Below are 26551 nucleotides of genomic sequence, written 5' to 3' on the forward strand. Positions count from 1 at the left end.
AATTGGCACTGGCTTATCAAGCACCCTGTTGAGTTCTCAAAGAACAACCACACACCAAACCCGAACCCCACACCGTGGAACCCGAACCCGGGGCAACCGTTCAAAGCTATGTGAACCGGCATGGCGCGTCAACTTCACTAAGAAGAATCAGCTTCGCTGGTTCGGATCCACGTTTGACGCTCGCCGTACTCAGCGTTCGTCTCTACCGTGGTAAGTCGGCTGGCTGGCTGACCACCGCTTCGCGGTGCTCCGCCTGGCCCCTGCCGGCTTCGAAACCCTACCCGGTCGGCCTCGCGATCGCAACCCCGAACTTCCGGAGTGTTTCGCACCGCCCGGTGCCAGCCTCGGTCGGCGTCTCCGCCCCGAGCCTGGCGCTTGCTTTCGGCCGGTTTGTCCGGCCTCCCGCTTGCAGAGAGAAAGTTACGCGTACGGCCCGCAGAAGGCAAATCAGCGTTCATCACTGCGTCAACCCGACGGGATCACGCCCCCGGAGGAAGCACGAGGATGCCTGATCGCCCTGCACAGCGGGCCGGCGTGCCAGAGTGTTCGTCATGGATGACGTGGGTCGGACGACGGTGCTCGCCGGGGAGGCGGTCATGAACCTGCTCCTGCCCTTCTGGCAGGTGGTCATCGGCGCGTTCGTCCTGCTCGCCGTGATCGCCTCGATCGGTCGGCTGGCCCGTCGGGGCCCTTCCCGGATGACCACCGCCCTGCTGGTCACCGCCGGTGCCATCGCCTGCCTGGCAGTGATCGGAGTCCTCTTCCAGGGGTGACGCCGACGGCGGGGCCGGGTCCCACGAGACCCCGGTTACCAGGACGGCTCTCGGCCGGACCGGTCAGAGCCGGCGGTTCGCCAGGCTGGGCAGCTCGGCGCGGATGGACTCCAGCCGGTCGAGGTCCAGATCGACCACTACCGACCCGTATCCGTCGGGCACCTGCCCGAGGACGGTTCCCCACGGGTCGACGACCATGCTCCGCCCGAAACACGTCCGTCCCGGTTCGTGGTCGCCGGTCTGACCGGCGGCAGCCACGAAGCACTGGTTCTCGATCGCCCTGGCACGCAACAGGACCTCCCAGTGGTCCCGCCCCGTGTGCAGCATGAACGCGGCCGGCACCACCAGGAGGTGGGCCTCACCCTCGGTCGCCAGTCGTCGGTACAGCTCCGGGAAGCGCAGGTCGTAACAGATCGAGAGGCCGACCCGGACCCCCTCGACCGTCACCACGACGGGCTGCTCCCCCGGCGCCACAGTGGCCGACTCCCGGTACGAGACCCGGCCGGGGATCTCGACGTCGTACAGATGGATCTTGCGGTAGCTGGCGGCGAGAGCACCGGAACGGTCGAAGACCAGCGAGGTGTTGTACGTCCGCTCGGGGTCCGGACCGAGCTCGTGGAACGATCCCGCGATCACCCAGATGCCCAGCCGGGCGGCCAGATCGGCGAAGAAGCTGCCGAACTCGCCGTCGACGGGCTCAGGGGTGGGAAGACCGGCCCCGGGTCCCAGGTAGTCCACGTACTCCGGCAGGACCGCCAGATCGGCACCGGCCTCGGCGACCCGGGTCAGCAGCCGCTCTGCGGCGGCGAGGTTCGCCGCCCGGTCGGTGCCGGCGTTGAGCTGGCAGACGGCGACGCGCATGTGGCTCACCCTACGGCCACCGCCCCGATCCGGAAACCGCCTCAGGCCGACTTCTCCTCGCGCTCCCGGCGGGCACGCCGCCCGGTGAACTCCCTCGGGACGATCGTCGGGTTGACGTTCTCCAGGACCGCCTCCCGGGTGATCAGAACCCGGGCCGCGTCGGGGTTGCTCGGCACCTCGTACATCACGGAGAGGAGGACCTCTTCCATGATCGCCCGGAGTCCCCGGGCACCGGTGCCGCGCAGCATCGCCTGGTCGGCGATGGCCTCCAACGCCGGAGCCTCGAACTCCAGCTCCACGCCGTCGAGCTCCAGCAGGCGTTGGTACTGCTTGACCAGGGCGTTGCGCGGCTCGGTGAGGATCGCCACCAGGGCACCACGGTCCAGGCTGCGCACGTTGGTGATCACCGGGAGTCGGCCGATGAACTCCGGGATCAGCCCGAACTTGAGCATGTCCTCCGGCATGACCTGGCTGAAGATGTCGTCGGTGGACCGCTCGGAGACCGCCCGCAGCCGCGCACCGAACCCGGTGCCGCCGTGCCCGGTCCGGGCCTCGATGATCTGGTCGAGCCCGGCGAAGGCCCCACCGCAGATGAACAGCACGTTGGTGGTGTCGATCTGGATGAACTCCTGGTGGGGGTGCTTGCGTCCGCCCTGCGGCGGGACGTTGGCGACAGTCCCCTCCAGCATCTTCAGCAGCGCCTGCTGCACTCCCTCACCGGAGACGTCCCGGGTGATCGAGGGGTTCTCCGACTTGCGGGCGATCTTGTCGACCTCGTCGATGTAGATGATGCCGGTCTCGGCCCGCTTGATGTCGTAGTCGGCGGCCTGGATCAGCTTGAGGAGGATGTTCTCCACGTCCTCGCCGACGTACCCGGCCTCGGTCAGCGCGGTGGCGTCGGCGATGGCGAACGGGACGTTGAGCATCCGGGCGAGGGTCTGGGCCAGGTGGGTCTTACCGCAGCCCGTGGGGCCGAGCAGGAGGATGTTGGACTTGGCCACCTCGACGCCCTCGTGGCCCGGAGACCCCGGAGCGCTGGCCGACTCGGCCTGGATCCGCTTGTAGTGGTTGTAGACCGCTACGGCGAGCGCCTTCTTGGCCTGGTCCTGACCGACGACGTAGTTGTCGAGGAACTGGCAGATCTCCATCGGCTTGGGAAGCTCTTCCCACTTCACCTCGCCGGACTCGGCCAGCTCCTCCTCGATGATCTCGTTGCAGAGATCGATGCACTCGTCACAGATGTAGACCCCGGGGCCCGCAATGAGCTTCTTGACCTGCTTCTGCGACTTGCCACAGAAGGAGCACTTCAGTAGGTCGCCACCGTCACCGATCCGTGCCACCTACGTTCTCCCTGCACTCATCGGCCGGAGCCCCGGCCCTGACCTGCGGACCCTACGGTCCGTCGTCCCTGGCTGACCCTGCCGGTCCGACCCTCCGAAGGGGTACGGGACCGACGTTACCCGGTGGGGAGGGTTTCTCCGACCCCCAAAACGGGTGTGTCAGAGGTCGGCCGGGCACGCGTGACCCCAGCCGACCTCTGATCCCATGATGCTCAGCTGGCCGCGTTGGCCGCCAGCAGACCCTTCTTGCGGCTGGTCAGGATGGTGTCGACCAGCCCGTACTCGCGGGACTCCTCCGCCGTCATGATCTTGTCCCGGTCGATGTCCTTGCGGACCTTCTCGATCGGGCGGTTGCAGTGCCGGCTCAGCATGTCCTCGAGCTGGGTCCGCATCCGCAGGATCTCCCGCGCCTGGATCTCGATGTCCGAGCCCTGGCCGTAGCCGCCCTCGGTGGCCGGCTGGTGGATGATGATCCGCGAGTTCGGCAGGGCCATCCGCTTGCCCGGGGTGCCCGCCGCCAGCAGCACGGCGGCGGCCGAGGCCGCCTGTCCCAGGCAGACGGTGGAGATGTCCGGCCGGACGTACTGCATGGTGTCGTAGATCGCCGTCATGGCGGTGAAGGAACCGCCGGGCGAGTTGATGTACATGATGATGTCGCGGTCCGGGTCGGTGCCCTCGAGCGTCAGCAGCTGCGCCATGACGTCGTTGGCCGACGCGTCGTCGACCTGGACACCGAGGAAGATAATCCGGTCCTCGAAGAGCTTGTTGTACGGGTTGGACTCCTTGACCCCATACGACGTGCGCTCGACGAACGACGGGAGGATGTAGCGGTTGTGCACGGCCGCGAACTGGGGCGGCAGGCTCAGGTCGGTCATCGTCAGCTCCTCGATCAGCTCAGGGTCCCGGCGCCTTCCGGAACCTGTGCGGCTCCGGTGATCACCTTGTCGATGAAGCCGTACTCCATGGCCTCCCGGGCGGTGAACCAGCGGTCACGGTCCGAGTCCGCCTCGATCTGGGCCTGGTCCTGGCCGGTGTGGTGGGCCACCCGCTCCTGGAACATCCGCTTCGTGTAGAGCATCTGCTCGGCCTGGATGGCGATGTCGGAGGCGGTACCGCCCATCCCGCCGGAGGGCTGGTGCATCATGATCCGCGCGTGCGGGAGGGCGTACCGCTTGCCCTTGGTGCCCGCGCAGAGCAGCAGCTGCCCCATCGAGGCGGCCATGCCCATCGCCACGGTCGACACGTCGTTGTCGATGTACTGCATGGTGTCGTAGATCGCCATGCCGGAGTAGACCGAACCGCCCGGCGAGTTGATCCAGAGGAAGATGTCCCGGTCCGGGTCCTCCGCCGCGAGCAGCAGCAGCTGCGCGCAGATGCGGTTGGCGACCTGGTCGTTCACCTCGCTGCCCAGGAAAATGATCCGTTCCTTGAGCAACCGGTTGTAGACCGAGTCGTCGAGGTTGCCAATCGAGTCGCCGCCGCGGGCTTCGATCGCCTGGCGCGACTTCTTCGGGATGTGCATGTCGGTCATGGCAGCCCTTCGCTCTCCGTACCGTCGTACCCGACACTAACCGCTGTACCGGGTGGCAGCGTCCCGGTCGGGGCACTGTTCGCTCTCAGCGCACGCGCGCCGGGTGCGTACCCGGAAAACGGGTTTCGGCCGCCGCACGCCGCAAGCGACGGACGGCGGCCGTGCCCGACGGTCAGTGCTGGTGGTCGTGCTCCTGCTCGCCCTCGGCACGCAGGGCGTCCAGGGAGACCTCGTTGCCCGCCGCGTCCTTGATCTTCACCCGCTCCATGACGGCGGCCAGCGCCTTGCCCCGGCGGACGTCGCCGAAGACCGCACCGGCCGCGCCGGACCGGGCCAGCTGGTCGTAGTACTGCTGCGGGGCCATCCCGGCACGCTGGGCCCGGTGCACGATCTCGTGGCCGAACTCGTCGTCGGAGACCTGGACGTCCTCGGCGTCGGCCAGGGTGTCCAGCACCAGCTGGATCTTGACGCCCTGGGTGGCCGACTCGGTCAGCTCGGCGTCGATCTCCTCTTCGGTCTTCTCCTCGGCGGCGAGGTACTCCGTCATGGAGGCGCCGATCCGCTCGAGCTGGTCGATCATGGCCTGCTTACGGCTCTCGACCTCCTCGCGCACGATTCCCTCCGGGGCCGGCACGTCGGCGGCCTCGACGATCTGCTCCAGGGCCTTGTCCCGGGCGGCGTAGATCTGCTCGACCCGCTTACCCCGGGTGACCTTCTCCCGCAGGTCGGCGCGAAGCTCGTCGATCGTGTCGAACTCGCTGGCCATCTGGGCGAAGTCGTCGTCCAGCTCGGGCAGCTCCTTCTCCTTGACCGTCCGGACGGTCACCGCCACGTCGGCGTCCCGGCCGGCGAAGTCGCCGCCGACGAGCTGCGTGGTGAAGGTGGTGGAGTCACCGGCGGACAGGCCGACGAGCGCCTCGTCCAGGCCCGGCAGGAGCTGCTTGCTGCCCACCTCGTGGGAGATGTTGCTCGCCGAGCCACCCGGCACGTCAGCGCCGTCCACTGTGGCGTTCAGGTCGATCTGGACGTAGTCACCCTCGGCGGCGGCCCGCTCGACGGTCTTCAGCGTGGCGAACCGCTCCCGCAGGCTCTTGACCTGCTCGTCGATCTCGCTGTCGTCGATCTGGAGCTCGTCGACGGTGACCTCGATGGTGGACGGGTCCGGCAGCGTCAGCTCGGGGCGGACGTCGACCTCGGCGGTGAAGTTGAGCGAGTCACCGTCGTTGAACTCGGTGATCTCGACCTCAGGGCGACCCAGCGTCTTCAGGTCGTGCTCCCGCACCGCGGCGAGGATGTTCTGCGGGATGGCCTCCTGGACCGCCTCGTTGAGCACGGCGCCTCGGCCCACCCGCTGGTCGATCACGGCGGCCGGGATCTTGCCCCGCCGGAAACCGGGCACCTGGACCTGCTGGCCGATTTCCCGGTACGCCTTCTTGAGGCTCGGCTCGAGCTCGACGAACGGCACCTCGATGGCGAGCCGCACGCGCGTCGGGCTCAGAGTCTCGACGGTGCTCTTCACAGGCGTACTCCTTGAACGGATCTCGGTTCGGGTCTGGGCGTCGCGCGGCTCACTACCGGGCGCGACGACATGATGCAGCCCACCGAGTGTAGGCGAGCCGGCCCGACGCTCCGGCAGCGCCCGGCGAGACCGCCCGGAGACGGCCCGCGGACGACAGTCGGGGTGGCGGGATTTGAACCCACGGCCCCTCGCTCCCAAAGCGAGTGCGCTACCAAGCTGCGCCACACCCCGTGGCGACGTGCAGTCTATGCCGTCCGCGCCCGCCCGGGGCCCCGGGGCGGCCCCCGACCCACCACCGCCCGTCGCCGGCCGCCGACCGCCGACCGCCCGGTCCGACGAATCCCGTGGTACGCCGCCCGCACCCCCACCCCGTTCGGGCACGAACCGACCAGGCCGAACCGCCGCACCGCCGCCGTCCGGGCACGTCGGGTGAGCCCCGGGCCGGGTACGCACCGACGCGACCGGAATCTGCCTGCACGCCCGCCGCCCGGACCGGGTAGGCTGTCGTCGCACCCCGAGGCATCGGGGCGTACGCGGGCGTAGCTCAATGGCAGAGCTTCAGTCTTCCAAACTGACGGTGCGAGTTCGATTCTCGTCGCCCGCTCCAGCAGTTCCGGCCCAGGTCAGCGACGTGTTCGCCGACCTGGGCCGCTCTCGTTTCAGCCCACTTTGATCCTGCGTGCCATTCGCGTGCCAGTACCGGCTCCGCACAGGCGGATGTCGGAATTGTCGACCAAGGGGTTTGCGTCGAGGAGGCCTGCTCGTCTGACGCAAACCCCTTGGTCACCGCCGGCGGCTCGGGGCGGGAGGGGGGAGGGGCGGTGTCAGGGCGTGGTGCGGGCGGGGCCGCCGATGATGTACGGGTCCCAGGTGCCGTGCGCGTCACTGAACCGGTACCAGTACTCGGTGGCCGGGGTGAGGCCGTCGACTGTGACGTCGCCGTAGCGCTGCGGGCCGGAGACGGCGGAGGTCACCGGGGCGTTGCGCTGCTGGGCGTCCTGCCGACTAGTGTAGAGGGTGACCCGGATCGGCGGGTCGTAGCCGCAGGGCGGGGTGAGCAGCATCGAGTACCGGACCGTCACGCTGGTGGCGGTGGTCGCCGTGACCATGCCGGTGATCGGCAACGCCGGTGGACAGGCGACCGGCGGAGTCGGGGGTGCGGCGACCGATCCAAGGACGATCGATCCGGGGGCGGGCGATCCGAGGGCGGTCGGGCCGGGGCCGGCGACGATGCCGGTCAGGGCGAGGGTGGCGGCGAGGGCCGCCCCGATGGTGCGGAGCATCCGTACCTCCGAGGGGTGGGATGGCACTGCGACGGCCCGGCGGCGAGGGGGACGGCGCCGACTGTCGGGCTGCGTGGAACACAGTCTGCCATTCGATGAACATCGATTCAACGATGTGCCGTCCGACCCACCGACGGACGGGGCACGCGGAGATCCGCACGCCCCGACTCCACTGGCGACCCGAACGACGAACGGGGGCGTACGGAAGATCCGTACGCCCCCGTTCCCGGTCTACGAGCTGTCAGTCCTGCCCGGACAGGTGGGCCAGGGAGCGGGCCACCAGGTCGTCCCGGGCGGCCGGGGGCAGCCCCTCCAGCCCGAACCCGAGGAAGACGGTGTCCTCGGTGACCACCACGGAACCCTCCTCGAAGGCCTGCTGGCTGCGGGACCAGTCGTTGCCGTTCGGGGCGGAACCCGCCGGGGGTCCGGCCACCTGCCAGCCGCCCAGGTCGTCGGACTCGAACGAGGTCTCGGTCACCGTCTGCCCGTCGACGATCACCCGGGCGTCGTCGAGGAAGATCCCCAGCCCCTGGGTGGCCCAGTCGGAGACCGAGGAGATGGAGACCTCCACCTGCTTGCCGGCGTACGCCGACAGGTCGACTGTGAACTCCTGCCACCCGTTGGACGACCCGGTGGCGGCGTGCCACTGACCGGTGGTGCCGGTCGGCGAGCAGTCCGCCCCCTGGTAGTGGCCGAGGAACGGGTGGAGTTGGTCGACCCAACCGGACTGGCAGCTCTCCCCGGTCGCGGTGGTGGTCCGTCCCCCGGCGTCCGGCAGGGTGGTCCAGGTGTCGGAGCCCACCTCGTGGGCCTCGACGATCATGAAGTCCCAGTCCGTCTCGATCTCGTACGAGGTCCAGAACTTCAGCTGGGCGCTGGTCGCCGAGGTGAGGTCGACGGTCCGGGTCAGCCGCTTGTACGCCTCGTCGGCCTGACCGCTGTAGAGGTACCAGTCCCCGGTGCGCGGGTCGAACGGCGCCCCGCCCGGACGGCTCCACCCCACCGGCGCGGAGCTGGTGAACTGCGGGAACTGGTCCGGTGGGAGGAAGGTGCTGGTGGTCAGGAAGGAGGCGGTGTGGTCCTGGTTCTGCGCCGAACCGGGCGCGTTGAGTGAGCCGGAGAACCCTTCGAAGGCCCCGGACCGACCGGCGACCGGGTACGGGTCGCCCTCCGGTGAGGTTCCGCCGTCGCTGACGTACGTGTGGGCGCCCAGGTAGTACTGCTGGAAGTCGTTGAACAGCGGTAGGCAGGTGGGGTCGTCGGCGTCGGTGCACTCCTGCGGCCCGTTCGGCTGGTACCCGTACAGCCCGTTGGCGGACTGGGCGTAGAGGGCGTACTTGCCGCTGAGCAGGAGCTTGCCGCCCTCGTTGAGGTAGTCCCTGACGTTCAGCTCGGTCTCCAGGGCGGCCCGGGCCGCGGTTCCGGCCACCTGACCGGGTGACCGGAGGATGACGTCGTCTCCGGTCTCCCAGAGCACCGTGTCGTAGTGCGAGAGCACCCCGAGGTGGTGGGGGGCCTTCCGGCCGGCGGCGTCGAAGTCGTACACGTCGCTGGTGTGCCCGGCGGCGGTGAGGGCGGCGACCATCTCGTCGGCGTACCTGGCGGAGGTCCCGGTCTGGGCGGGGCTGAGCCCGGTGACGTCCTCCACCGCCAGGACCAGGACGTCGCCGCCGACGTCGTCGTGCACCCGGTAGGTGAAGCGTTCGCTGCCCACCACTCCGGTGCCCGCCTTGCGGCCGGAGAACCACACCTCGACCCGGTCGCCCGGCTTGGTGCCGGTCACGGTGCCGCGCATCTCGGCGTAGTAGTCGTTGTGGGTGTCGCCGTACCGTTCGCCGCCGCGCCACGGGGCGACGTCGACGGACTTGGGTCGGCCGCCGTTGACGACGTAGTGGAGCTTGACGTTCTTCAGGGACCGCCGGGTGATCGCCGCGACCTCCTGGGTACGGCCGTACGAGGTGTCGAAGGAGTCGACGACGAAGTCCGGGGTGGTACGCCCGACCACTGAGACCGGCTCGTCCGGCTTCTTCGCCGACTTCGCCACGGCCAGCGCGAACGGGAGGTTCTTCGCCACCTCGGCGGCGATCAGCTTCTCGTCGTCGGGGAAGATGAAGTCGGAGACGCAGTCCTCGGGGTGCCACTGGTCGTCCGGGTCGGACTCGGCCGCCGCCGTGCAGGTCGACATCTCCGGGGTGAACCCGAGGGTGCCGTACCTGACAGTGGCGTACGAGTCGGTGTCCCCGTTCGTGGTGTACAGCTCGGCGGAGAGGTCCGGGTCGTATCCGGGAACCGCAGGGTTCGCGTCGTCACCGGCCAGCGCCTCGTAGATGACGTCGTCCGGGGTGGGGGTGCTGACCTGCCAGCCGAGGCCGTACAGGAGCAGTTGCGCGGCCGAATGGTAGTTCAGCAGGTATTCGAACCTGACCCGTTTGAAGAGTCGGTCCAAAGCCTTGGTCTCCGGCTCCGAGTTGGGGGCGGCCCCCCGGTAGGTCTCGCTGGCCGGGTTCGGGGACGAGCCCTCGTTGTCGTAACCCCACTTGAAGTCGAAGTTGCGGTTGAGGTCCACGCCGTCGACCGAGGTGATCTGACCGTCGCCGTCGTTGTCCCGCAGGTTCTTGCGCCACAGGCGGTTGCCGGGGGTGAAGGTGTGGTCGTACCCGTCCGGGTTGATCACCGGGAGGAACCACAGCTCGGTGCTGTTGACCAGCCGGGTGATCTCCTGGTCCTTGCCGTAGTTGTCGAGGACGTGGTGCATCAGCCGGCGGGTCATCTCCGGGGTGATCCACTCCCGGGCGTGCTGGGTGCCCGCGTAGAGGACGGCGGGCTTCTGGCCGTCAGGGGTCGTCAGGGCGTCCCGGGTGACCTTCACGGCGAGGATCGGCTTGCCCTGCACCGACCGGCCGATCGTCTCCACCTTGGTGAGCTTCGGGAACCGGGCGGCGGTGGCCGTCAACTCGTCCCGGATTCCCCCCGGGGCGCTGTACGGCCGGAACGCCGTCCACCCCTGCGCCGCCTGGTCCCGCAGGGCCTGCGAGGCGGCCTTGCCCCCGACCTTCTTGACGTCGAGCGTGACGCCCTGGGCCTTGAGCCGCTCGGCCTGCCGCCGACTCAGCACCGCCTCGACCCGGGTCCGCCCGGAGGGGTCGGTGGCCTGCTCGCCGTGGCCCAGGTCGACCCCGGTGGCACGCAGCGTCGCCAGCTGGGCCGGGTCGACCGTCCCGACGTACACCTCCAGACCGTCCTGGGCCTGCGGGCCGGACGGTGGCTTCGCGGTCGCCGGTGCTGTCAACACCACTGCCCCGACCAATGTGAACACACTGGCGATCGCCAGCCGTGTGCGCCTCATCGCGCCCCCTGTCGTGGAAGGACCGATCACTGTTCGCGAGCCTTCCACGTCCGCCATGCATGTCAATGCCTTGATGTCCAGCTATCGTCGACCCGACGGCGCACCGTCGACGGCCGTGCGGAGGTCACGCGACTCCGACGAACGGCCACCCACAGTGATCTCCACGGTACGCAAGGTCCTCCGCCCGGGGCTCTCCTCCGACCACCGCTCCCACCGCTGACCAGCGCGTCCGGCCCGGCGGCACGGGCTGCGTACGATGCGGGGCCGGAGATCGGTTCGGCGGAGGTGGCGACGGATGACAGGACGGCGGGACGGCTACGCCCTCGGCGTCGACCTCGGCACGTCAAACACCGTGGCAGTGCTGCGGCACCCGGACGGGCGGACCCGGCCGCTGCTGGTCGAGGGGGAACCGATCATGCCCTCCGGGGTGTACGCCGACCCCGACGGACGGCTGCACGTCGGCCGGGACGCCCGCCGGCTGGCCCAGGCCGATCCCGACCGGTACGAGCCGAACCCCAAGCGCCACGTCGACGAGCCCGCCGTACGGCTCGGAGACCGGGAGTACGCCCCGGCCGAACTGTTCGCCGCAGTCCTCGCCGCAGTGGCCACCGCCGCCGTCGAGGCTGTCGGTTTCCTTCCCCCGGCAGTGGTGACCTGCCCCGCGACCTGGGACGACGCCCGACGTCAGGTGCTGGCCGACGCGCTGCTGCGCGCCGGGTGGCCCTCGGCGGCAGAGCACACCCTCTCCGGGCCGATCCCGGACGGCACCCGGCTGCTGCGGGAGCCGGTCGCGGCGGCCCGCTACTACACCCGGGTCCTGCGTCGACCGGTGCCGGTGGGCTCCTCGATCGCCGTCTTCGACCTCGGCGGCGGCACGTTGGACGTCACTGTGGTCCGCAACGACGGGGCGGACCCGTGGGGCGACTCCGGGTTCACGGTGCTCGCCACCGGCGGAGCCGACTTCGGTGGCCTCGACCTCGACGCCGCCCTGGTCGCCGTCGTCGGGGAACGGGTGGCCGGGGCCGATCCGGCGCTCTGGGGTCGGCTCACCGAACCCCGGTCCACAGGCGAGCGGCGGGACCGGATCCAGCTCTGGGAACAGGTCCGTGGCGCCAAGGAGATGCTGTCGCGGGCCATCACCGCACCGGTGGCCGTACCGGGGCGGGAGGAGGTGGTAGTGCTCACCCGCGACGACCTGGACCGGGTCGCCGCCCCGCTGGCCGACCGGGCGGTCGCCGTCACCCGGCAGGTGATCGGGGACGCCGGGCTCACCCCGGCCGGGCTGGGCGGGCTCTTCCTGGTCGGCGGCGCGTCCCGGGTCCCGCTGGTGGCGCGGCTGCTGCACGCCGGGTTGGGGATCGCCCCCACCGTCCTGGACCAGCCGGAGCTACCGGTCGCCGAGGGCGCGTTGACCGACCTGCCGACGCCTCGGGGCGTACCGGCCGCCGCCGGCCCGGTTCCGGCACCCGCCTGGTCGCCGCCCACCCCGCCCCCGACACCGGACTGGTCGCCGTCCCCTCCGCCACCGACGGCCGCCTGGTCGCCGTCCCCTCCGTCCTCCCCCGCGCCGACCGCACCGACCGCACCGGCCTCTCCGGCCCCCACCGGTCACCTGCCCCCCGCCCCGACACTCGTCGGCCCCGGGGGGCCCACGTACGCCCCGTACCAGCCCGCCGTCGGACCACCGGCCGGTCCCCCACCGGGCCCCGGTGCCCCGCGACGGGCCCTCTGGACCACCGCCGCGGCCCTGGTGGCCCTCGCCGGTGTGGTCGGCGCGGCGGTGGTGCTCCTGCTGACCCGGGAACCCCATCCCGACCTGGAGTTCCGTGCCTTCGAACCGGTGGGGCGGATCACCACCGGGGAGCAACGACCGACGACGATGCTCACCGCCGTCCTCGCCGACCGGTCGTACCTGGCGTACACGCTGCCGGACGGCCGGCTGCGGGTGGTCGCCGTCGACGCGGACACCGGCGACCAGGTGTGGGACCGGGAGACGGCAGCGACGGCCCGGTGGAACCGGATCGAGGCCACCTCGGGGGTGGTCGCCGTCTTCGCCGACACCACCGACCCCCGGACCGTCCTGGTGTTGGACGCCCGTACCGGAGAACACAGGTGGGAGCGGTCACTGCAACGGGAGGACGAGGTGCTCCTGGGTTCCGACCGGGCGGTGCTCGTCGACCGCAGCGCCGACCGTCTGGTCGGGCTGGACCTACGCGACGGCAGTGAGGTCTGGACCCGGGACAGTCCGAGGACCTCCTCCGGCGGCACCCGCACCCGGGTGTATCCGGTGGTCACCGCCGACGAGTCCAACGGGCCGGCGTCGGCCGACGGTCGACCGGCGGCGCTCTGGAGCGGGGACGAACGACGCCTGGTGCAGGTGGGGGCGGACCGGTCGGTCCGGGTCGTGGACGTACGTGACGGGTCGGTGGTCCGCGACCGTCCCAACGTCGCCCGGCCCGACGACACCGTCGTGGTCACCGGTGACCGGATGTACGTCGCCGCCGACGGCAACGGCTACCGCCTGGAGGCGTACGACCTCGGGAAGCTGGGCGAGCCGGTGATCCTGTACAGCGCCGGCGAGAACCGACGACCCCGGACGATGACGGCCTGCGGGGAGCACCGGGTCTGCCTGCTGGAGGTGGCCGACCACGACGCGGAGACCACCGAGGTGGTGGCCGTCGAGGAGGGTTCGGACCCCCGACGCTGGGCGGCTCCCGGAACCACCACCCTGCTCCCCCTCGGCGAGCACCTGCTCGCCTCCCGCACCTCACCGCAGGAGTCGGTGACCCTGTTCGACCCGCAGGGGCGGGCGCTGCTGACCGACAGGGGCGGGGTGGGGGTCCGCCTCGACGCGGGAAACCTGCTGGTCTTCGCCAAGCAGTTGGGATCGTTCGAGTCCGACTCCAGCGTCGCCGGGGTCTGGGCCCGCTCCGGTGGGGTCACGGAGTTGGGCCTGCTCACCGGCGTACGTTCGGGATCCTGCTCGTGGAACGACACCACGATCGCCTGCGGGGCGAGGCAGGAGTTCGTCCTGCACCGCTTCGCCGGGTAGCTGAGACACCGGCGGCGCGGGAACCCTCGTACGGGGCGGATGAACCGCGGCCGGTCGGGTATACGGTGGCCGATCTGACGGGGGACGACCACGGTCGCGGACGCGACCGGACACGCGGGCGGGCGGCGGCGAGCCGACCCGCCCGCGAGTGCGTGGGGTGGTGCTCAGAAGCCGGTAAGCCAGTTCCAGACGGAGATGACCCAGGCGGTCTGCTGGAGGTAGGCGATCCCCAGGCCGACGAGGAACACCGCCGTCGCCGCGTGGGCACCCTTGGCGCTGCGCCGGATCCGGCCGAGCTGCCGCTCCAGGACGACCCGGCCCAGGAGTCGGGACAGACCGAACAGACCCGCCGCCACCAGCAGACTCATCAGGAAGGTGAGGAACGGGCCGGTGAGGTTGCCACCGCCGGACAGTGCCCAGATGCCCCAGCAGACGAAGGCGAACAGGGCGGCGGCGGCGCTGTACTCTCCGCCGATCCTCAACTGCTCGACGTGCCAGCTCAACGGCCGCCGGGGCTCCTGGCTGGCGCCCGGCCAGCCGGTGCCACTGGGTTCGTGCTCGACGGTGGGGAAGGACTCGGTACGCGGGGCGCGGGGCCGCCCCACGGAGGCGACACCCCGACGGAACGGCTCTCCCTGCGGGGGGAGCTCTCCACCCGGCTGCGGCGGAATCCCGACACCCGGCTGCGGCGGCACCTCGACGGTTCGCTCGGCCCACGGCTGTGTCTGGTCTGCCATCTCGAATCCTCCCCATGCCCGACGTCGGTCGACGACCGCCGTCTGTATCCGAGGGTAGCCATCGGCCACATCCCCCGCCGACCGGCACACCCCCGCCGCACAGCGGACGCCTCCCAGCCGCCTCCCGACCGTGCAGCGGGCGTTTTCCGGTCGTGCGGCGAGCGCGCCTTCCGACCGTCCAGCGGGCGGCGACGGACCCCGCGCAGCGGGGACCACGTTGCGGCCGCCGGGCGGTACTGTCGGTTGATGAGTGACGTGGAGCGGCGCCGACGGCGGCAGCGGCACCATCCCGACCCCGAGGCGACCCGCCGGACCGAGTCCGACACCTTCCGTCGGACGGACCCCGAGACCTCCCGCCGGACCGAGTCCGACACCGCCCGGCGAGCCGGGTCCGTCACCGCCCGTCGGACCGACAGCGAGACCACCGGCCGGGGCGGGTCGAGCACGACGACGAATCGGGTGCACGACGGGGAACCGCCCCGGGGTCGACGCGGCGGCGAGGACCGGGACGGCGACCGGGGACTGCGGGGCCTGGTCGGGTCGGGCTCCTCACAGGTCGGGCTCAGTGCCGCCCTGCGGGCCCGGGACGCGGCCCGGCCGAGCGCCGAGGACCTCGCCCGGGCCGAGGAGCAGGTGGTGGTCGTCCGACGCAACTGGGTGCCCCGGGAGGACCTGCCCCGGTCGCCGCGCTGACCGGGGCGCTACCGGTCAGGGCAGGTCGGGCAGCTTGCGGGACTGCTCGTACTCGGCGACCTGGGTGATCCGGCGGGCGTGCCGCTCGTTGCCGGAGAACGGCGTGGCCAGGAACGCCTCGACCAGGGCGGTCGCCTCGTCCAGGGTGTGCTGGCGGGCACCGACCGCCACCAGGTTGGCGTCGTTGTGCTGCCGGGCGAGCTGGGCGGTGTCGACGTTCCAGGCCAGGGCGGCGCGTACCCCGGCGACCTTGTTCGCGGCGATCTGCTCGCCGTTGCCCGAACCGCCGATGACCACACCGAGGCTGCCCTGGTCGGCCACCACCCGGTCCCCGGTGTGCAGGCAGAACGCCGGGTAGTCGTCCTCGGGGTCGAAGGCGTGCGGGCCGACGTCGACCACCTCGTAGCCCTGCGTGGCCAGGTGGCTGGCCAGGTGCACCTTCAGTTCGTAGCCGGCGTGATCGGATCCCAGGTAGACGCGCATACCGTCAAGTCTTTCAGGCCCGGACGCGCCGACGCCGCCCGGGCCGCACCTCTCCCGTGGGGTGCGACCGGGGACGACCCCGGTCGCACCGGACGGCTCAGACGGACTCGGCGACGACCAGCCCGCCGCGCGCCTTCGGCGTGAACCAGGTGCTCTTGCGCGGCATCTTCTCCCGGGCCAGGTTCACCGCGACGAAGTCGTCGACGGTCACCGGCGCGATCAGGATCGCCAGCTCCGCGCGGCCCGCCTCCACCTCGCCGGTGAGCCAGTCGGCCGGGTAGTCGCCGCCGACGTAGGTGATCCGCTTGTCACCCGGGTCCAGGCCGAGTGCGTCGCGCAGGATCAGCCGCTCCACCAGGGCGTGGTCCAGGTTGTCCAGGCGACCGGAGCCGACGTGCGGCAGGGTGACGGCGTACGCCTGGTCGGGGAGGCGGAGGTGGACGGTGCCGCCGGCCGCCGGAACCGCCAGCGGACCGGTGACCGGGGTGACCGTGGCACCGGCCGACCGCAGCCGGTCGAGCAGCTCGGCGGGGCTGGTGGTCAGCTCGCTCACCAGACGGTTGTACGGCTGGATCGCCACCGAACGCGGGGTGGTCACCACGGCCAGGAAACGGGACAGGCCGCCGGTCTGCGCGGCCAGGCTCCGGTGGTTGCCGTCGGCGACCACCAGTTCGCCGCCGCCGGCCAACGCGGTCAGCTCGTCCTGCCGTGGGCCGGGACCGACCAGCCAGATGGCGTGGGTCCGACCTGCCTGGTCGGTGTCGGTCGCGGCGGGCGCCCCCGCCTGGTCGGTGGCCTGCTCCAGGGCGGTGTGCAACTCGTCACCCCGCCCGGTCTGCAACAGCAGTACCGGCGAGAGGAGGTGTCCCAGCGCCTCGGCGAGCGCCACCCGCTCCCGGACCTTGGCGATGAACACGTCCTCGTTGCGGATGACCAGGCCCGGCTCGTCGGCGCTGGTGGAGATCTGGTCGGTGTCGACAGTGGCGAAGAGCCCGTAGGCCGTCTCCTCCCCCGGGGCACTGATCCGGTACAGCACCACCACCTGCTCGGCGGGGGTGTAGCTGCCGTCGGCCTTCGCCTCGGCCAGTCGGGACACCGCCGCTGGCAGCGCGTCCAGGAACGACGTGCCCAGGCTCTGCGGCGCCCTGTGCGGCATCTCGATGCCGAGGGCACTGTGCGGATTGGCCTCGATGATCGCGGTGATCTCCGCGTCGTCGGCGAACTCGTCATAGTTCTGCGCGCCGGTGCCGCCAGTGGTGATCCAGGCCCGGGCGATCGGATGCACGACCGTCATGTCCGCAGACGCTACCGGCGTCGGGTCCGCCCCCGACGGCCACCCCGCCCCCGGTCCATCAGATGAACGACCAGGTGAACCCGGGTACGCCCGGGGCACGAAAGGGCCCCGGGTCGACGTTCGGGGCGCAGAAGGGAACCCTTCTCACACTTTGCCCGTCGGCCGGGGCCCTCGGCGACGATCAGTCGAAGATGGGATCGACGTCGCGCGACCGCTTGAGTTCGAAGAAGCCGGGCGTCCCGGCCACCAGCAGGACCCCGTCCCACAGCCGGCCGGCCGCCTCACCCTTGGGAGCCGGGGTGATCACCGGGCCGAAGAAGGCCACCGGCCGGCCGTCCGGGCCGGGGGCGTGCACCACGGGGGTCCCCACGTCGGTGCCGACCGGGCGCATCCCGGCCTCGTGGCTGGCCCGCAGGGCCTCGTCGTGTCCGGTGGAGGTGGCGGCGTCGGCAAGCGCCGGGTCCAGGCCGACGTCGGTCAGCGCGTCGGCGTACAACTGCGGCCCCAACTCGACCCGGCCCAGGTGGATCCGGGTGCCGAGCGCCGTGTAGAAGGCCCGGACCGCGTCCCCGCCGTGACCCTGCTCGACGGCGATGCAGACCCGCACCGGCCCCCATCCCCGGTCCAGCAGCGTGCGGTACTGCTCGGGAACGTCACGTCCCTCGTTGAGCACCGACAGACTCATCACGTGGAACCTGACGTCCACGTCCCGTACCTGCTCGACCTCCAACAACCAGCGGGAGGTGATCCAGGCCCACGGGCAGATCGGGTCGAACCACATGTCCACGGCAGCGCGTTCAGCCACGGCCGACTCCCTTCGAGACGGGGGATCCCAGCTCCTGGGGCCCTGCCCCGATCTTCACCCCGAGGCCCATCGACAGGCAGCGGAATGAGAGCGTGAGCTAGGCCACCACAAGAGGTCCGTACATGCAAGACTCGGTTCGGGCTGACCGTCACGAACGGACGGCTGACCGGGCCGCCGCGCCGTACGGCATAACGGGATGGAGAAACGAGAGTGCCGGGAGTTCGCAACCTGACCCAGGTCGAGGCCGTCGAGCGGGCCCGCCTGCTCGACGTCACGGGCTACGACATCAGGCTGGACCTGTCGACCGCGGTGCTGGCGGAGGGCCGGACCTTCCGCTCGGTCACCGAGGTCCGGTTCCGGTGCACCGAACCCGGGGCGAGCACCTTCATCGAGGTCGCTGCCGAGTCGGTACGCTCCGCGACGCTCAACGGCGACCCTGTCGACCTCGGCGACTGGTCCGCCGAGAAGGGGCTGACCCTGACCGGGCTGGCCGCCGAGAACGTCCTGGTGGTCGAGGCCGACTTCCTGTACTCCAGCAGCGGGCAGGGCCTGCACCGGACGGTGGACCCGGTCGACGGCGAGACCTACCTCTACAGCCAGTTCGAGACGGCCGACGCCCAGCGGGTCTACGCCTGCTTCGACCAACCCGACCTGAAGAGCGTCTACACCTGGCAGGCCACCGTCCCGGCGCACTGGCGGGTCGTCTCCAACATGCCTGTGGTGCGGGAGTACCCCGCCGACGAGCAGACCAAGACCGTCCACTTCGCCGAGTCGGCGCGGATGAGCACGTACATCACCGCGCTCTGCGCCGGGCCGTACCACGAGGTGCGCCGTACCCACGACGGAATCGACCTGGGCTACTTCTGCCGGGCCACGATGGCGTCCCACCTCGACGTCGACGACCTGCACCTGGTCACCACCCAGGGGTTCGACTTCTTCCACGAGCAGTTCGGGGTCCGCTACCCGCTGCCCAAGTACGACCAGGTCTGGGTGCCGGACTTCAACGCCGGGGCGATGGAGAACTTCGGCTGCGTCACGCACGCCGAGTCGCACTACATCTTCCGGTCCCAGGTCACCGACTTCGAGTACGAGCAGCGGGCCAACACGATCCTGCACGAGCTGGCGCACATGTGGTTCGGTGACCTGGTCACCATGCGCTGGTGGAACGACCTGTGGCTCAACGAGTCGTTCGCCGAGTGGGCCAGCCACTGGTGCAACACCCACGCCACCCGGTTCACCGACGCCTGGACGACCTTCCTGTCGGTACGCAAGAACTGGGGCTACCGGCAGGACCAGCTCTCCTCCACCCACCCCGTCTACACCGAGATGCCGGACCTGGAGGCCGTCGAGGTCAACTTCGACGGGATCACGTACGCCAAGGGCGCCAGCGTGCTCAAGCAGCTGGTGGCGTACGTCGGGATCGAGCCGTTCCTGGCCGGGCTGCGCAGCTACTTCGGCAAGCACGCCTGGGGCAACGCCACCTTCGACGACCTCCTCTCCGAGCTGGAGGCCGCCTCGGGGCGGGAGCTGCGCAAGTTCGCCTCCCAGTGGCTGGAGACCGCACAGGTCAACACGTTGCGCCCGGAGGTGACCGTCGGCCCGGACGGCACGTACCAGCAGGTGGTGGTGCGGCAGGAGGCACCGGCCGAGCACCCGACGCTGCGTACCCACCGGATCGGGGTCGGGCTGTACGACCTCACCGAAGGCCGGCTGGTACGGCGGGAGCGGTTCGAGGTCGACGTCGCCGGGGACCGTACGGAGCTCTCCGTCCTGCACGGCCTGCCCGCCGCCGACGTCCTGCTGCTCAACGACGACGACCTCACCTACGCCAAGCTGCGGCTGGACGAGCAGTCCATGGCCACCGTGGTCCAGCACATCGCCGGCTTCGAGTCCTCGCTGGCCCGCGCCCTGTGCTGGGCCGCCGCCTGGGACATGGTGCGCGACGCCGAGCTGGGCGCCCGCGACTACGTGGCACTGGTCGCCGCCGGGCTGCCCGCCGAGACCGACATCAACCTGGTCACTGCGACGCTGCGGCAGGCCGCCTCGACTCTGGTCTTCTACGCCGACCCGGAGTGGGCGCCGACCGGTTGGGCGGAGTTGGCCCGTACCGCGAAGACGGCGCTCGCCAACGCCGAGCCGGGCAGCGGTTTCCAGCTCGCCTGGGCCCGGGCGTACGCCTCGGCGACCCGTTCGGCGGAGGACCTGTCGGTGCTGCGGAGCTGGCTCGACGGCACCGGGGCACCGCAGGGGCTGACCGTCGACACCGAACTGCGCTGGTCGGTGCTGGGTGCCCTGGTCGCCAACGGTGCGGCCGGAGCCGCCGAGATCGAGGCGGAGCTGGCCCGGGACCGTACCGCCAGCGGCGAGCGGGAGGCGGCGTACGCGCACGCCCTGGTGCCGACCCCGGAGAACAAGGCGGCCGTCTGGGCGCAGCTGACCGGCGCGCAGGCCCTGCCGAACTGGCGTAACCGGGCGCTGTTGCAGGGCTTCGCCCACCCGGCGCAGGTGGAGCTGGTCGCGCCGTACCGGGAGCGGTACTTCGCCACTGTGGGTCAGGTGTGGGCCAGCCGGGACAGCGAACCGGCGCAGGAGTTCACCCAGTTGGCGTACCCGGCGTACCTCGTCGAGGAGGAGACGGTGACCGCCACGGACGCCTGGCTGGCCGGCGAAGGGCACCCGGCCCCGCTGCGTCGCCTCGTCGCCGAGGGGCGCGACGGTGTGCTCCGCGCCTTGCAGGCCCGCGCCCGGGACACCCGCAGCGCGTGAACGCAGCGAACCGCCCGGTGTCGTGTCACACGGCACCGGGCGGTTCGTCGTATCGGGTGGGAGGTGGGTCGACCGGCTTGGTCGGCCGGATCCCGCTGCGCCCTGCGGGCTCAGCCCCTGCCGGCGTGGGTGGCGAGCTGGTCGAGGCCGTTGATGACGCCGCCGGCCAGGTCACCGACGCCGAAGGCGGCCACCATGGAGAGGGCGGCGAGCTTGGTGTACGTGTCGGGAATGCGCCGCCGGGCCTGTCGACCGGTGACCACCTCAAGCTGACGCTGGTTGGGTGACACGGCGATCAGCACCGACAGGTCGGGGTCGGCGAGCTGCCGGTGCAGCCGTTCGGCGTGCTCCCGGACCGGCTCGTCGAGGGCGCCGACGTAGACCGAGAAGGTCAGCCCGGTGCCCTGGTCGGCCAGGCGGAGGGCCTCGTCGATGCGGAGCAGCTGCCGGGTCGAGAACGGCCCGTCCAGCACCTCGGGCGGGCTGCCCGCCTCGACCTCGGCCTGCTTCTCACCAACGGTCACTTGCGCCTCCCGTTCCCCCGGCCGGCGCCTCGATGCCGGCCTGCTCCTGCTTACGGCTGCTCAGCGCGGGTGCCTGGGCACCTGCGGCCAGGGCGGTGCCGGCCGAGTCGGCCAGCTGCTCCGGGCGGGCCAGGAACCAGACCGGAGTGAAGTCGAAGGACCGGCCCGGCCGGTAGCGCTTGGTGCCGCCACGACCGCCACGACCACCGGCGAGCGCCAGACCGGCGATCACCAGCACCGCAGCCGCCGGGATGCCGACGAAGACCAGCAACGTCTCGGTAACAGACAATCCCAACGCCCCCAGGCGGAAAGAGTGACCTTGCGTTCAGGGTGGGCCGGATGATGATCTCGCCGATCACCCGGATCCGCTCCTGCTCACGTTAGCGGAGTCGGTGGCCTGCCAGCTTGCGGGGTGGCGATCCCCACCGGTGTCGTTCTGCCCCGACTCCCCCGAAAGGCGATCAAACGGACGCCACCCACTGGTCTCCCACCTGCGGGTCGTCGCGGATCACATCGCGGTACGGGCCGACCACAGCTCCGGGAAGACCACCCGGGCGGTGCTCCGTTGCAGCCAGGCCAACCCCGCCGACCCGCCACTGCCCACCTTTGCGCCCATGGTCCGCTGGACCGCCTTGAGGTGGTTCCACCGCCAGTCCCCGAACTCCTCGGCCACCGCCGTCAACGCCTCACCGAGCAACCGCAGGTGGTTGTCCGGCCCTGGGTCGGAGTAGACGCCCACCCAGGCCGCCTCGACCGCCGCGTGCGGTCGGTGCTCGTCGGTGACGTCCCGGGCGAGCAGGTCGGCGGGGATGTCCCGGCCGTGTCGGGCAAGAAGTGCGACGACGTCGTCCCAGACGCTCGGGGCGGCCAGCGCCGCAGTCAGCTCGGCGTACACCTGCCCCTGGCGGTGGAACGGGCGGATCAACGCCGGATCACGTAGGCCGAGCAGGAACTCCAGCCGCCGGTACATCGCCGACTGGAACCCGGAGCCCTCACCGAGCAGGTTACGGAACCGGTTGAAGTCCGCCGGGGTCATCCACCGCAGCGATCGCCAGACGGCGTTGAGTCCCTCCAGGTGCAACGCGGCGCGGCGCAGCGGGGCGAGCGCCTCCCAGACCCGGTCGGCGCGCAGTTCCTGCTGGGCCTGTCGCAGTTCGTGGCAGGTGAGCCCGAAGTAGAGCTCCATGATCTGGCTGGCCACCAGGAAGGACATCTCACCGGGATCGTCGCTGAGTGGCTGTTGGAGCGTGTGCAGGGTGCTGGCGTGCGTGTACGTGTCGTAGGGCACCCGCTCGGCGAACTCAAGGGTGGGCTCACCGCCGTTGCGTACCGCCCGAGCCGTGCGCTGCCGGCCGGTGAGCGGGCGTACCGCCGGCCGCTGGTCGGGGTCGCCCAGATTCATCTCCACCGCTGGTCTCCCTCGGTCCGTCGGCACCACGATCATGATCTCGCGGGTGCACCGGCTGACGGAATGCCTGATCAACGGCGCTGGGCGGGAGCGGCTTATCATCCCGAAAGCGAATTCCCAAACGGGTTTTCGGTACGAAAGGTAGGCTCCGTGGACGACATGGACTGGGCACTGCTGCGTGAGCTGCAGGCCGACGCGCGGCTGTCCTTCAGCGAGCTCTCCCGCCGGGTGCACCTGTCCCCGCCAGCGGTCGCCCAACGGGTCCGTCGCCTGGAGGAGTCCGGGGTGATCACCGGCTACCACGCCCACGTGGACCTCACCCGGGCCGGTGGGGCGGTGGTCGCGCTGATCCGGATGTCCTGTGACGGCCCCCGGTGCATCCTGCACGACCCCGACGTCCCGCAGTGGCCGGAGATCCGGGAGATCCACCGGGTCACCGGGGACGCGTGCAGCGTGCTCAAGGTCGCCGCCGCGTCGATCGGGGCGTTCGAGGGGCTCATCGACCGTCTCGCCCCGTTCGGGCAGCCCGCCAGCACGATGGTGCTCTCCACGCCGCTGGACTGGCATCCGGTCACCCGATTGGGTTAGCCGCCGCAGCAGGGGGAAAGCCGCCGGGTCGCCCCAGCAGGAACCGGTGCGCCGGTGCCGGGAGGGAGGATCATGCGGGGTCCACGACCGAACGGCAGCCGGGTGCTCGCCGCCTTGTCCACCGTACTCACCGCGATCGGGACGCTGGTCCTGGTCGGCGTGTTCGTCCTGGTCGGAGCCGGTTCGGCCCGGGCCGGCGAGAACACGTTCATCGAGGTGACGCCGAACAGCGTCCAGGCCGGTAACCGGGTGACCATCCGGGCCAGCTGCGACAACGACAACAAACAGTCGGCCGAGGCACACTCCGACGCCTTCGACGGCAAGGTCACCCTCCGGCCGGACAACAACGGCTTCCTGACCGGGACCACCGACGTCCCGAGCAACCAACAGGCCGGTGACTACCCGGTCGACCTGCGCTGCCGTGACGGCAAGACCGCCCAGACCATGCTCACGGTGCTGAACATGGCCCAGCCCAGCAAGGGCCCGGCGACCGGGGGCGGCGGTACGGCCGAGGGGCGGGGCACCGGTTCGGTCCTGATCGTCGGCGGGATCGCCGCGCTGGCCGTGGTGGCCGGGCTCGGCCTGATCGGTCGACGGCGTCCCGGTACCGGCGCCTGAAGCCGGTGACAGGCGATGGCCGGCTCACCGACGCCCCGGCGGCGTCCCGACAACCGGAGACCGGGGCGACCCGGGCGACGGACCGACGGCAGACGGCTTCGGGCGGCGGGGCGGGGGGTGGCCCGGGTCGTCCGCCGGGTGAGCGGGCGGGTACGCCGGGCCGCCGGGCACGCCTTCGCCGCGAGCGTCACGACGTACGGGTCGCCGACCGAGGGGCAGCTGCTGACAGCGGTCACCCGGCGGGCGACCACGGTACGGCGTACGCCCCGGTTCGCCGGGCGCTCCGGACCCGGGGCACCCGTGCTGGTGGTGGCCGCCGTGATGATGCTGATCGTGACCATGCTCGGCGTGGAGTGGGTCACCGGCGTGAGCATGTTGCCCGACCGGCTCACCGCAGGCCTGCGCCCACCACCCCGGGACCATCCGGTGCTGGCGGCGAGCCCGCCGACGAGCATCAGCATCCCGACCATCTCGGTCGACGCCCCGGTGCACCCGGTCGGCATCGCCGCCGACGGCACCATCGGGGTGCCGGACTCGGCACGGGCCCAGGAGGGCGGCTGGTACGACCAGGGCCCCACCCCGGGCCAGGACGGACCGGCGGTCATCGTCGGCCACGTGGACACCAGCACCGGACCGGCGGTCTTCCACAGGCTCAAGGAGTTGGACGAGGGGGACCGGGTGCAGGTGTCGCGGGAGGACGGGGCGGTGGCGGTCTTCGAGGTCGAGTCGGTGGACCGGTTCGACAAGGACCGCTTCCCCGCCGACCAGGTCTTCGGTGACTTCAGCCGCCCCCACCTGCGACTCGTCACCTGCGGAGGACGCTGGGTCGGCGGTGCGACTGGCTACGCCGACAACGTCGTGGTGTTCGCGTCCCTGGTCGACGCGCACCGCTGAGGTGCCCCGGTCACCGGGGGTGCCGCACGGCTGAGGTGCCCCGGTCTCCCCGGGACGTCTCACGCGGCCTCGGGCTCGCGCAGGTCGAGCCAGCCGGCCCACCGTGGATCGGGTGCCCGGTGCCCGAGCACCCGCCACGCCGTACCCTTCGGGGCCGACGGCACGCAGTGCAGTCGCCAACCCAGCTCGGCCGGGGTCCGGTCGCCCTTCGTGTGGTTGCACCGGGCGCAGGCGGCCACCACGTTCTCCCAGGCGTGCCGACCACCCCGGCTGCGCGGGAAGACGTGGTCGATCGTCTCGGCAGGTCCCCGGCAGTACGCGCACCGCCAGCCGTCCCGGGCGAAGATCCCCCGGCGGGAGAGCCCGACGTGGGTGCGGTACGGCACCCGGACGAACCGGTTGAGCCGGACCACCGAGGGAACCGGCAACGCGTTGCGGGCGCTGTGCAGGATGCCCTCCCCGTCGGCCACACAGACCGCCTTCGCGGAGAGGACGAGGATCGCGGCCCGACGCACGGACACGACACACAGGGGCTCGTAGGTGGCGTTGAGGACCAGCACACCGGACCCGGCTGTGGGTCGTATGTCAGGCATCTGTTCACCCTCCCGGTCCGGTCAGCCCCACCTCGTCCACGGCGTCGACCGGGCGTCCGCGCAGGGCGGGACCACGGGCGACGTGGGTGGGTTCACCGACGTCCGTCAGCGCAATCGTCCCTGATCGGAACCGGGATTGCACGTACTAATCGGGTGGCCCCCGCCGGGGGGTCCCCCGGCCGTGGCAAGATGGCCTGTTCCGTCCGTTTGCGGGGTCACACCACGGGCGGGTCGGCGACGGCGGCGTCGACCCGTGCGGTACGAAGTCACAGTGACTACCGTCATTCGTACGATCGGTGGCCGGGCCACCATCCCCTCCCCCTCTCCCGTCCCCTCTGCTTCTTCGGAGCCGGATCCGCAGGAGAGCCAGCCCTCCGGGATCTGCCTCGACGACGCGCTCTGCAAGGCGGTGTTCGAGGCCACCGACTCCAGCTGGTTCGCCGAGGGCAGCTACTGGATCCTGCTCAAGCCCCTGCGGATCACCCTGATCGTCCTGGTGGCAGTGGTCCTGCGGTTCCTGCTGGCCCGGGCGATCAACAGGCTGGTCCGGACCACCGCCGACACCTCCATGCCGACCCTGCTGCGGCCGTTGAGCGAGCGGATCCCCACAGCCGGCGCCGATCCGACCGAGTTCATCCCGGAACGCCGCCGACAGCGCGCCCAGGCGATCGGGTCGGTGCTGCGCAGTTTCGCGACGGCGTTCATCTTCGGCATCGCGTTGCTGATGGTGCTCAAGGAGTTCAGCTTCGACCTGGCACCGCTGCTGGCCAGCGCCGGGATCGCCGGGGTGGCGTTGGGATTCGGTGCGCAGAGCCTGGTCAAGGACCTGATCGCCGGTCTGTTCATGCTGATCGAGGACCAGTACGGCGTCGGCGACAACGTCGACCTGGGGGAGGCCACCGGGACCGTGGAGGCGGTCGGACTACGGGTCACCACAGTGCGCGACGCCCGGGGGGTGCTCTGGTACATCCGTAACGGCGAGATCATCCGGGTCGGCAACAAGAGCCAGGGGTGGGCGATGGTCGTCGTCGACCTGCCCATCGGGTTCGCCGGTACGGAGGAGGCCGCAGCGGTGATGCGGACGGCGGCGGCGTCGGTGGCGGTCGACCCCGACCTCGCCCCGGAGATCGTCGAGGCCCCCGAGGTGCTCGGGGTGGAGCAGATGACAGTGGACGGGGCGGTCATCCGTACCACTGTCAAGACGACGGCCGACGGCCAGTTCAAGGTCGCCCGGGAGCTGCGCCGACGACTGGCCGAGGCGTTGGAGAACTCGGGGATCACCGCCAAGATCGCCGCGGCCCGTTTCTTCCCCGGCCTGCCCACCGGCAACGGAGTCGAGGCCGCGGTCCGCCCCGGCAGCGCCGCGGAGACGGCGATCCGCCCCGGCAGCGCCCCCGCCACCCGAGGTGGCACGCCCCCCGGCACCGGCACGACTTCCGGCAC

23 protein-coding genes and 2 tRNA genes are annotated in these 26551 nt (G+C 71.0%); 9 read left to right on the plus strand and 16 right to left on the minus strand.

The window, feature by feature from the left end; all coding sequences use genetic code 11:
* Positions 1 to 551 precede the first annotated feature (551 nt).
* Positions 552 to 773, plus strand: coding sequence for a hypothetical protein (locus ABT336_RS19870; RefSeq protein WP_350898107.1), 222 nt, complete (start codon positions 552 to 554; stop codon positions 771 to 773).
* A 63-nt stretch (positions 774 to 836) separates the two neighbouring features.
* Here ABT336_RS19870 and ABT336_RS19875 read toward each other — a convergent pair whose 3' ends face one another.
* From ABT336_RS19875 to ABT336_RS19900, 6 genes are all read right to left on the minus strand, one after another.
* On the minus strand, positions 837 to 1634 hold the full coding sequence (locus tag ABT336_RS19875) for a carbon-nitrogen hydrolase family protein (RefSeq protein ID WP_350898108.1): 798 nt from the start codon (positions 1632 to 1634) through the stop codon (positions 837 to 839).
* Positions 1635 to 1675: 41 nt separating this feature from the next.
* A complete protein-coding gene (gene clpX / locus ABT336_RS19880) occupies positions 1676 to 2974 on the minus strand; it encodes an ATP-dependent Clp protease ATP-binding subunit ClpX (RefSeq protein WP_350898109.1) in 1299 nt (432 codons plus the stop codon).
* 212 nt (positions 2975 to 3186) lie between these two features.
* A complete protein-coding gene (locus ABT336_RS19885; RefSeq protein WP_350898110.1) occupies positions 3187 to 3849 on the minus strand; it encodes an ATP-dependent Clp protease proteolytic subunit in 663 nt (220 codons plus the stop codon).
* Positions 3850 to 3863: 14 nt separating this feature from the next.
* A complete protein-coding gene (locus ABT336_RS19890; protein WP_350898111.1) occupies positions 3864 to 4505 on the minus strand; it encodes an ATP-dependent Clp protease proteolytic subunit in 642 nt (213 codons plus the stop codon).
* Positions 4506 to 4677: 172 nt separating this feature from the next.
* On the minus strand, positions 4678 to 6024 hold the full coding sequence (tig, locus tag ABT336_RS19895; RefSeq protein WP_350898112.1) for a trigger factor: 1347 nt from the start codon (positions 6022 to 6024) through the stop codon (positions 4678 to 4680).
* Positions 6025 to 6181: 157 nt separating this feature from the next.
* Positions 6182 to 6255 (minus strand) — tRNA-Pro (locus ABT336_RS19900).
* Positions 6256 to 6557: 302 nt separating this feature from the next.
* On the opposite strand from ABT336_RS19900, the gene ABT336_RS19905 reads away from it, so the two are divergent.
* Positions 6558 to 6631 (plus strand) — tRNA-Gly (locus ABT336_RS19905).
* A gap of 217 nt (positions 6632 to 6848) precedes the next feature.
* Here the strand turns inward: ABT336_RS19905 and ABT336_RS19910 are convergent.
* Both ABT336_RS19910 and ABT336_RS19915 read right to left on the minus strand, forming a co-directional pair.
* Positions 6849 to 7307, minus strand: coding sequence for a hypothetical protein (locus ABT336_RS19910; protein ID WP_350898113.1), 459 nt, complete (start codon positions 7305 to 7307; stop codon positions 6849 to 6851).
* A gap of 241 nt (positions 7308 to 7548) precedes the next feature.
* Positions 7549 to 10653 (minus strand): M14 family metallopeptidase, encoded by a 3105-nt coding sequence (locus ABT336_RS19915; protein ID WP_350898114.1) that lies wholly within the window; start codon positions 10651 to 10653, stop codon positions 7549 to 7551.
* Positions 10654 to 10948: 295 nt separating this feature from the next.
* Here ABT336_RS19915 and ABT336_RS19920 point away from each other — a divergent pair, with 295 nt between their 5' ends.
* On the plus strand, positions 10949 to 13705 hold the full coding sequence (locus ABT336_RS19920) for an Hsp70 family protein (protein ID WP_350898115.1): 2757 nt from the start codon (positions 10949 to 10951) through the stop codon (positions 13703 to 13705).
* 164 nt (positions 13706 to 13869) lie between these two features.
* Here ABT336_RS19920 and ABT336_RS19925 read toward each other — a convergent pair whose 3' ends face one another.
* Complete coding sequence (locus ABT336_RS19925; RefSeq protein ID WP_350898116.1) at positions 13870 to 14442, minus strand: hypothetical protein; 573 nt, start codon at positions 14440 to 14442, stop codon at positions 13870 to 13872.
* A 246-nt stretch (positions 14443 to 14688) separates the two neighbouring features.
* Here ABT336_RS19925 and ABT336_RS27570 point away from each other — a divergent pair, with 246 nt between their 5' ends.
* Entirely contained in the window at positions 14689 to 15135 is a 447-nt protein-coding gene (locus ABT336_RS27570) for a hypothetical protein (RefSeq protein ID WP_502891213.1), read from the plus strand.
* A gap of 15 nt (positions 15136 to 15150) precedes the next feature.
* Here the strand turns inward: ABT336_RS27570 and ABT336_RS19935 are convergent, their stop codons facing one another.
* From ABT336_RS19935 to ABT336_RS19945, 3 genes are all read right to left on the minus strand, one after another.
* Positions 15151 to 15618, minus strand: a complete 468-nt coding sequence (locus tag ABT336_RS19935) for a ribose-5-phosphate isomerase (protein WP_350898117.1) — start codon at positions 15616 to 15618, stop codon at positions 15151 to 15153.
* A 97-nt stretch (positions 15619 to 15715) separates the two neighbouring features.
* Positions 15716 to 16912: a DUF1015 family protein gene (locus ABT336_RS19940; RefSeq protein WP_350898118.1), complete on the minus strand. Its 1197-nt coding sequence runs from the start codon at positions 16910 to 16912 to the stop codon at positions 15716 to 15718.
* 181 nt (positions 16913 to 17093) lie between these two features.
* Positions 17094 to 17693, minus strand: coding sequence for a mycothiol-dependent nitroreductase Rv2466c family protein (locus ABT336_RS19945; protein WP_502891214.1), 600 nt, complete (start codon positions 17691 to 17693; stop codon positions 17094 to 17096).
* Between the two features lie 234 nt (positions 17694 to 17927).
* Between ABT336_RS19945 and pepN the strand changes: the two genes are divergently transcribed.
* A complete protein-coding gene (gene pepN, locus ABT336_RS19950; RefSeq protein ID WP_350898120.1) occupies positions 17928 to 20483 on the plus strand; it encodes an aminopeptidase N in 2556 nt (851 codons plus the stop codon).
* Between the two features lie 110 nt (positions 20484 to 20593).
* On the opposite strand, the gene ABT336_RS19955 is transcribed toward pepN, so the two are convergent.
* The 3 genes from ABT336_RS19955 to ABT336_RS19965 form a co-directional block, all read right to left on the minus strand.
* Positions 20594 to 21007 carry a DUF5130 family protein gene (locus ABT336_RS19955; protein WP_350898121.1) on the minus strand — a complete coding sequence of 138 codons (414 nt, stop codon included), beginning with the start codon at positions 21005 to 21007 and terminating at the stop codon, positions 20594 to 20596.
* Positions 20994 to 21302, minus strand: coding sequence for an aa3-type cytochrome oxidase subunit CtaJ (gene ctaJ / locus ABT336_RS19960; protein ID WP_434741368.1), 309 nt, complete (start codon positions 21300 to 21302; stop codon positions 20994 to 20996). Before ctaJ ends, ABT336_RS19955 begins: the two co-directional genes overlap by 14 nt.
* 213 nt (positions 21303 to 21515) lie before the next feature.
* Positions 21516 to 22409: a tryptophan 2,3-dioxygenase gene (locus ABT336_RS19965; protein ID WP_350898127.1), complete on the minus strand. Its 894-nt coding sequence runs from the start codon at positions 22407 to 22409 to the stop codon at positions 21516 to 21518.
* Between the two features lie 156 nt (positions 22410 to 22565).
* On the opposite strand from ABT336_RS19965, the gene ABT336_RS19970 reads away from it, so the two are divergent.
* The 3 genes from ABT336_RS19970 to ABT336_RS19980 all read left to right on the plus strand — a co-directional run bounded on the left by ABT336_RS19970 (position 22566) and on the right by ABT336_RS19980 (position 24515).
* Positions 22566 to 23003 carry an Lrp/AsnC family transcriptional regulator gene (locus ABT336_RS19970; RefSeq protein WP_350898122.1) on the plus strand — a complete coding sequence of 146 codons (438 nt, stop codon included), beginning with the start codon at positions 22566 to 22568 and terminating at the stop codon, positions 23001 to 23003.
* A 72-nt stretch (positions 23004 to 23075) separates the two neighbouring features.
* Positions 23076 to 23621 (plus strand): hypothetical protein, encoded by a 546-nt coding sequence (locus tag ABT336_RS19975; protein ID WP_350898123.1) that lies wholly within the window; start codon positions 23076 to 23078, stop codon positions 23619 to 23621.
* 15 nt (positions 23622 to 23636) lie between these two features.
* Entirely contained in the window at positions 23637 to 24515 is an 879-nt protein-coding gene (locus ABT336_RS19980; RefSeq protein ID WP_350898124.1) for a class F sortase, read from the plus strand.
* Between the two features lie 59 nt (positions 24516 to 24574).
* Here ABT336_RS19980 and ABT336_RS19985 read toward each other — a convergent pair whose 3' ends face one another.
* On the minus strand, positions 24575 to 25108 hold the full coding sequence (locus ABT336_RS19985) for an HNH endonuclease (protein WP_350898125.1): 534 nt from the start codon (positions 25106 to 25108) through the stop codon (positions 24575 to 24577).
* Positions 25109 to 25487: 379 nt separating this feature from the next.
* Here ABT336_RS19985 and ABT336_RS19990 point away from each other — a divergent pair.
* A partial coding sequence (locus ABT336_RS19990) for a mechanosensitive ion channel family protein (RefSeq protein ID WP_502891215.1) occupies positions 25488 to 26551 on the plus strand: 1064 nt, incomplete at its 3' end.

This window comes from Micromonospora sp. NPDC000207 (genome assembly GCF_040300925.1).
Classification (GTDB): domain Bacteria; phylum Actinomycetota; class Actinomycetes; order Mycobacteriales; family Micromonosporaceae; genus Micromonospora.